General features: G+C 62.6%; 6 protein-coding genes and 1 pseudogene. All 7 read right to left on the reverse strand.

Annotated elements, in window-relative coordinates; genetic code table 11:
* Positions 1–24: 24 nt before the first annotated feature.
* Positions 25–1011 carry a dipeptide ABC transporter ATP-binding protein gene (locus EN991_RS16280; RefSeq protein ID WP_013531723.1) on the reverse strand — a complete coding sequence of 329 codons (987 nt, stop codon included), beginning with the start codon at positions 1009–1011 and terminating at the stop codon, positions 25–27.
* Between the two features lie 8 nt (positions 1012–1019).
* Positions 1020–1979, reverse strand: a complete 960-nt coding sequence (locus EN991_RS16285) for an ABC transporter ATP-binding protein (protein WP_024503324.1) — start codon at positions 1977–1979, stop codon at positions 1020–1022.
* Positions 1976–2947, reverse strand: coding sequence for an ABC transporter permease (locus tag EN991_RS16290; protein WP_013531725.1), 972 nt, complete (start codon positions 2945–2947; stop codon positions 1976–1978). The genes EN991_RS16285 and EN991_RS16290 overlap by 4 nt, the downstream gene beginning before the upstream one ends.
* Positions 2947–3963 carry an ABC transporter permease gene (locus tag EN991_RS16295; RefSeq protein ID WP_063167981.1) on the reverse strand — a complete coding sequence of 339 codons (1017 nt, stop codon included), beginning with the start codon at positions 3961–3963 and terminating at the stop codon, positions 2947–2949. Before EN991_RS16295 ends, EN991_RS16290 begins: the two co-directional genes overlap by 1 nt.
* 39 nt (positions 3964–4002) lie before the next feature.
* On the reverse strand, positions 4003–5664 hold the full coding sequence (locus tag EN991_RS16300) for an ABC transporter substrate-binding protein (RefSeq protein WP_127369136.1): 1662 nt from the start codon (positions 5662–5664) through the stop codon (positions 4003–4005).
* Between the two features lie 18 nt (positions 5665–5682).
* On the reverse strand, positions 5683–6588 hold the full coding sequence (locus EN991_RS16305) for a proline iminopeptidase-family hydrolase (RefSeq protein WP_013531728.1): 906 nt from the start codon (positions 6586–6588) through the stop codon (positions 5683–5685).
* A gap of 52 nt (positions 6589–6640) precedes the next feature.
* Positions 6641–7312, reverse strand: a pseudogene (locus EN991_RS16310) (peptidase M17); the annotation flags it as partial.

The raw sequence follows: 7312 nt of genomic DNA on the forward strand, positions 1-7312 counted from the left end.
CACCTGTGCGGTGGTGAGTGTCGCCTACATCGTCGGAAAGTGGCAGGCGACTTTGCGACCGGGGCGGTATTCCCGCAACTGCGGCCGCTCCGATCGGCAGCGCTCCGCCGCGATCGGGCATCGGGGATGGAAACGGCAGCCGGTTGGAGGGTTCAGAGGGCTCGGTACGTCGCCGGTGAGGATGATGCGCTTGCGCGTCCCGCTGGGCGTCGTCTCCACGATAGGAACCGCCGAGATCAGCGCCTGGCTATAGGGATGGGCCGGTGCTGCAAACACCTCTTCCGCCGGCCCTTCTTCGACGATCGAGCCGAGATACATGACCGCTATGCGGGTTGAAACCTGACGTACCACCGACAGGTCGTGGGCGATGAAGATGTAAGTGAGATTGAGCTTCTCCTGCAGATCGGCAAGCAGGTTGACGATTTGCGCCTGCACCGACACGTCGAGCGCGGAGACGGGTTCGTCGAGGACCACGAGGTCCGGGTTCAATGCAATAGCCCGCGCGATGCCGACGCGCTGGCGTTGCCCGCCGGAAAATTCGTGCGGAAACCGCATGACGTGATCCGGCAGCAGGCCGACAAGGTCGAACAGTTCCGCCACGCGTCTGGTGATCTCGCTCGACGAGAGCCTGCCATGGATGCGCAGCGGCTCGGCCACCAGGTCGCCGACGCGCCGGCGCGGATTGAGCGATGCCGACGGATCCTGGAAAACCATTTGCAGGCGGCGCCGGAGCGGCCTGAGTTCGGACAGCGACTTCGAGGTGATATCGTTGCCTTCGAACAGAAGCTCGCCGTCCGATATGTCGTAGAGCCTCACCAGGCAGCGCGCCAGCGTGGACTTGCCGCATCCGGATTCGCCGACCAGGCCGACCGTCTCGCCGCGCCACACGGTCAGGGAAACATTGTCGACCGCATGAACGGTTCGCTTGCCTTCGGCGGAAAAACGGCTGCCGATGGAAAAGCGCTTGCCCAGCGAACGCGTCTCGATAATGGGGCGGTTCTTGTCGGTCATCGATCCGCTCATGCCTGTGCCACCCTGAAGCACGCCGCGGCATGAGTGCCGCTCCCGAGGTCGGGTTTGCCGGCCTCGCAGGGCTCATAGTGAACTGGGCACCGCGGACCGAACGCACAGCCCTGCGGCAATCGCAGCAATGACGGCGGCGAACCGGGAATGGCCGGCAGGCGGCGTGGTTTTTCGCCGGTCAGCGGCGGGATCGAACCGAGCAGCGCGCGCGTATAGGGGTGTCGCGGATCGGAAAACAGCTCCGCGCGACTGCCGCGCTCCACCACGCGGCCGGCATACATGACCATGACCCGGTCGGCGAGTTCGGAGACCACGCCCATGTCATGCGTGATGAAGACCACCGCCGACTTGTGCGTCGCGCGCAGCTTGCGCACCAGATCGAGAATGCCGGCCTGTACGGTGACGTCGAGCGCCGTGGTCGGTTCGTCAGCCACCAGCAACGCCGGATTGCAGGACAAAGCCATTGCGATCACCGCCCGTTGACGCATGCCGCCGGACAGTTGGTGCGGGTAGCGCGACATCGCCTCGTGCGGGTTCGGAAAATTCACCTCGGCCAGCAATTCCTCCACGCGCTCCATCGCCTTGGACTTGCTGATGTTGCGATGCGCGCGGATCTGTTCGGCGATCTGCCAGCCGATCGTGTAGACAGGTGTCAACGCGGTCATCGGATCCTGGAAGATCATCGCGATCTCGTTGCCGCGCAGCCGCCTCAGTTCGCGCGCGGGCAGTCCCACCAGTTCGCGGCCCTTGTAACGGATCGAGCCTTCGATGGTGGCGTTGGGATCGGTGATCAGACCCATGACGGCCAGCAGCGACACGGTCTTGCCGGAACCGGACTCACCGACGACGCCGAGGATCTCGCTCTCCTCGAGGTCGAAGGAAACGCCATCGATGGCCCGCACCAGGCCATCATTTGTGCGGAAGGATACTTTGAGGTCGCGCACCGACAGTATCATGACGTCCTCAGGCGCGGATCGAGAAGGATGTAGACGAAATCGACGACCGCATTGGCAACAACCACGAACATCGAAGCGTACATCACCGTTGCCATGATCATCGGCAGATCGAGATTCTGCAGCGCGTCATAAGTGAGCTTGCCGATGCCGTGCAGCCCGAACACCACCTCCGTCAGCAGGGCCGAGCCTCCGACCAGCGCACCGAAATCCAGGCCGAACAAGGTGACGAAGGCGATGAGCGACGTGCGCAAGGCATGGCGCAGCAGGATGCGGGTCTCCGACAGGCCCTTGGCCCGGGCCGTACGGATATAGTCCTCCTGCAGGGATTCGATGATCGCCGCGCGCAGCACGCGCCCATAAATGCCGATGTAGAGAATGGACAGCGTGATCCACGGAATGACCAGGGTCAGGAACCAGCCCTTTGGATCGTCGGAGAAGTTCTTGTAGCCGAGCGGCGGCACCCAGGAGAACGCCCAGCTGTCGTGGTAGCGGCTCTGGGTGATCAGGTTCATCACCTCGCCCAGCCAGTACACCGGCATCGAAATACCGAGCAGCCCTAGCGCCATCAGCAGCTTATCCAGCCAGCTGCCGCGCGTGGCGGCGGCGGCGATGCCGATGATGATGGAGACGACCACCCACAGGATCGCCGCTCCGAACACCAGCGAGAGCGTGACCGGGATCGAATCCATGACCGCCGGCACCACCTTCCAGCCACGATTGACGAAGGAGGTCAGATCGCCGGTGACGAAGATCTTCTCCATCATCGTCACATATTGCACGTAGAGCGGCCGGTCGAAGCCGAAGCTGTGGCGTACCGCCTCCAGCACTTCGGGCGATGCATTGCGGCCGGCGATGCGCGCCGCCGGATCGGAGCCCGGCGTTGCGAAGAAAATCAGGAAGACGATGACCGAGATGCCGAACATCACGAACAGCATCTGGCCGAACCGGCGCAGGATTGCGTAGATCATCAGTCGCGCCCCAGCCGAACCTTGGAGCGCGGGTCGAGCGCGTCGCGCAGACCGTCGCCGAAGACATTGAGCGCCATGACGGAAACCGCGATCGCCAGGCCCGGCACCAGCGCCACCAGTGGCCTGGTGTAGAGCAGCGCCTGTCCGTCCTGGATGATGGTGCCCCAGCTCGCGGCCGGCGGCTGCACGCCGATCGAAAGGAAGGAAAGGGCTGATTCCGTAAGCATGTTCAGCGCCATCATCAGCGGCACGAAGACGATCAGCGTCGTGGTGACGTTGGGCAGGATGTCGCGCCACAGGATGCGCCATCCCGGTACGCCCAGATTGATCGCGGCGAGCACGAATTCGCTTTTGCGCAGTGCCAGAACCTGCCCGCGTATCGGACGAGCCACATAGGGCACGTAGACGATACCGATGATGATGACAGGCAGCCACAGACTGCCGGACTCGATCTGGATCGGTCCTATCGTGATGCCATGCGCGATGGTCACGATGGAGAGCGAAATCGCCAGCAGATAAATGGGGAACGCCCACAGTATGTCGAGGAAGCGCGACAGCACCGTGTCGGTGACACCGCCGAAATAGCCGGCGATCAATCCCGCCGCCGTGCCCAGGATCAGGGTAAAGATGGTGGCTGCTCCGGAGATCAGCAGCGAGCTCAGCCCGCCATAGAGCATCCTGGCCATGACATCGCGCCCCTGGCTGTCGGCGCCGAGGAAATAATTGCCCAGCCGCCAGGTCGGGCCGAGCGGTGTGTAGCCAAGCCCGAGCCCCTCCGTCGATTGTTCCATCACCGGAACGTCGGCACCGTCGATCTGGATGACGGCGTCGAGCGTCGAGGCGAAGGGGTCCACGCCTGCCCATTTCGCATAAAGAGGCGCACTGAGGCAGGCAAGGACGATGAGGAGGAACACGGCCAGCGACGCCATGGCAGCCCTGTCCCTTGCCAGCTTCGCAAACGCGACGGCCCAGGGCCCTCGCGTCTTGCGCGGCGCGGCGACAGCTACGTTCGACACGGACGTGCCCCTCCGCGGTTCGTTACTGCACCCAGGCCATTACTGTACCCAGGATTGGGTGATCATCCAGTTGAACTGCCTGTTGAACTTGAAATTGCCAAGACGTTTGCTGACGAAATCGAGCCGCTTCGGCGTGAAGAGGCCGACCGCAGGTGCCTTGTCGGTGACTTGCCTGTCGATTTCAGCCCACATTTTATCGGCGGCTTTCTGATCGGTGACGCCGAGGTCCAATGCCTTTTGCATCTTGGCGTCGATTTCCTTGTCGCAGAAGCCGGCGATGTTGATCGAGGCGTCCGAACCTTCGCGGAAAGAGGCGCAGCTGAACAGGATGTTCAGGAAGTCCGAAGCCGCCGGATAGTCCTTGTACCACTGGGTGACGGACATCTGCACCTTGTTGTTGGTGTTCTGGATGTAGGTGAACTGGATGTTCGACGAGATCGGCTTGACGTCGGCGACATAGCCGATGCTGGTCAGCACGCTCTGCAGATAGACGCCGATGGAGCGCGAAATGGCGGTGTCCTCGACGATGATCGTCACCTTCTGGCCCTTGGTGCCGGAGTCCTCGACGAGCTGCTTTGCCTTGTCGAGGTCGGGGGCCGACCATTTGGCGCCCGGATTCTTGGTGAAGGGGCAATAGTCTTCATGGCCGGGGAAGTCCGGAGGCAGGACCTGGCAGACCGGCGAAGCCAGCACCTTGCCGCCGAACAGCTTGACCAGCGTGTTGCGATCGATCGCATAGGCAACGGCCTGGCGGGCTTTTTCGTTGTCGAAGGGTGCGAGACGGTTGTTCAGCGGCGCGTACCACCAAGCCGAAAGCGGTGAGATGTGCAACTGGTCCATGGACTTGCTGCCCAGTTCGCCCAGGCGGTCGCTCGGCAGAGCGTCGAACATCCAGTCCGCTTCGCCGTTCTGGATCGCGGTGACGGCTGCCTCTTCGGACAGGCCGAAATCATATTGGACGACATCCGGATAGCCGTCCGGCTGGGCTTCTTCGCTCCACTGCTTGAAATTGGGGTTGCGGGAAACCGTCATGCCCTTGTTCGGGTCGAAGGCGGAGATCATGTACGCGCCGGTGCTGGGAATGGGCTTGGAACCCATGTCTTCAGCGGGCGTGTCCGCCGGCAGGACCATGGCATGCGGCAAGGCAAGCTTGTAGAGCAGCTCGGCATCCGGCTTGGTGATGTTGATGGTGATGGTGCCGGCCGCTTCGTCGCCGACAACGCCGCCTTCCAGCGTGCAGCTCTTGGTGTCGGCCAGGCATTTGTCGGCCCCGACGATGCCGGCATAGAACGTGCCGGAGGTGGGTCCGGAAACCTTGAATATGCGCTGGAAAGAAGCGACGACGTCCTTTACGCCAAGATCCTGGCCGCTGGAGAACTTGATGCCCTTGCGCAGCTTGAAGGTGAAGGTCTTGCCGTCATTGCTGACCTGCGGCAGGGCCTCGGCCAGATCGGGGACGATGGTGAAGCCGTCCATGCCCTCGGCCTTGCGGAAGGCCACCAGGCCGTCATAGATCGGCTGGTACATCTGCCAGCCCTGGTCCGTGTAATTGATGTGCGGATCGAGCGTTCCGGCCGCGGAGCGGGCCAGCAGGCGGATGGTGCCGCCTCGGTGCTCCTTGAGATATTCGGCCTGTGCCGGGGCCAGCCATGTACCGGCCAGCAATGCCGCGGCTGTTGCCGCCAGAAGCAGTTTCTTCATGTCTTGATTCCCCTTTTTTCAGTTATCGTTGTGGTCCAGGAAGTCTCCCACCACCCGCATGCACGCATCTTGCTCTTCGACATGCGGCATGTGGCTGGAATGCTCGAATATCTCCCAGCGAGACCCCTTGATGCCGTCCTTGTAGGGCTGCACGGTCGCGGGCGTGGCCTCGTCGTGACGTCCGGAGATGATCAGTGTGGGAACATCGATGGCCGGCAGGCGCTCGACGATGCTCCAGTTCCTCAGCGTTCCGATGACATGGAACTCGTTTGGCCCATTCATCAGATTATAGACGGTCGGATTGCGCACGACCTGGGCGAAACTTTCCGTGACTTCGGGCGGGAAAGGCACGACCCGGCAGACATGCCGCTCGTAGAACACCATCGTCGCAGCCTGGTAAGCCGCATCGTCCGTCGTGCCGGCCTGTTCGTGTCGGGTCAGGGTCTCCTGCACATCCGCGGGCAGATCCGCACGCAGCCGGTTGGCCTCTTCGACCCACAGTTTCATGGAAGCCGGTGAGTTGGCTATGGTCAGCGATTTCAGGCCTTGCGGCCGCGTCACGGCATATTCCGCGCCCAGCATGCCGCCCCAGCTCTGGCCGAGCACGTGGAAGCCTGTCCGAATGCCGAGGTGGTCGACGAGGTTTTCAAGCTCGTCGATGAACAGCCGGGGTGTCCAGAAATCGGCGCCTTTCTCAGGCAGCAAGGTGGAATTGCCGCAGCCCAACTGGTCGTAGTGGATGACGGCGCGATCCCTTCGCGCAAGAAGCTTGTAGGCATCGACATAATTGTGGGCGACGCCCGGGCCGCCATGCAGGATCACCACAGGCGCCTTTTCGCCGCCGAGTTCGCCACTGACCCGATACCAGGTCTCGTAGGCGCCGAAAGTGGCCCGTCCTTCCATGCCGATGATCTCAGATGACATCCCAATTCCCAGTGCGATTGAAGGTACTTTTATCGTCCGCGGCGGCAGGCGCCTAACTCATGTTACGGGTGACCTGCACCCACTCTTCCAGCATCTGCACGCCAAATGCCGTGGCACCTTGCCTGCCGAGCGGCCGATCGGAGTCGGTCAGTTCCTTGCTGGCGATGTCGAGATGCACCCAGGGGCGATCTTCCGTGAAATGGCGCAGGAAGGCTGCGGCATAGGGAGCATCGCCATCTTCCATATCCTTGGCATGATGCCGCAGGTCCGCGAACGGCGATTGCAGGCCCTCGTCGTAGGCCCGATCGAGCGGCAGCCGCCAGAACCGCTCGCCGACCGTTTCTCCGGCCGCGATCATCTGTGACGCGATGGCATCGTCGGTGCTGAACAGGCCGGCGAATATCGACCCCAACCCACGCGTCACCGAATAGGTCAGCGTTGCCAGATCGACGATCACTAAAGGGTTGAAGCGCGTGGCTGCATAGTGGAGGCAGTCGGCCAGAAGCAGGCGTCCCTCCGCATCCGTGTCGAACACTTCCACTGTCTGTCCGGACGCCGTCGTGATGATGTCGCGCGGTTTGAGCGCCGTGCCGGATGGCATGTTCTCCGCGATGCCGAGAACACCGACAATGTGTACCGGGCTGCCTTGCCGGGCGAGCGCGATCAGCAGGCCGACCACAGCGGCCGCTCCGCCCATGTCGGCTTTCATGTCGAACATCTGCGC

Origin of the sequence: Mesorhizobium sp. M7A.F.Ca.US.005.03.2.1, assembly GCF_003997795.1 — a bacterium.
GTDB lineage: Bacteria > Pseudomonadota > Alphaproteobacteria > Rhizobiales > Rhizobiaceae > Mesorhizobium > Mesorhizobium ciceri.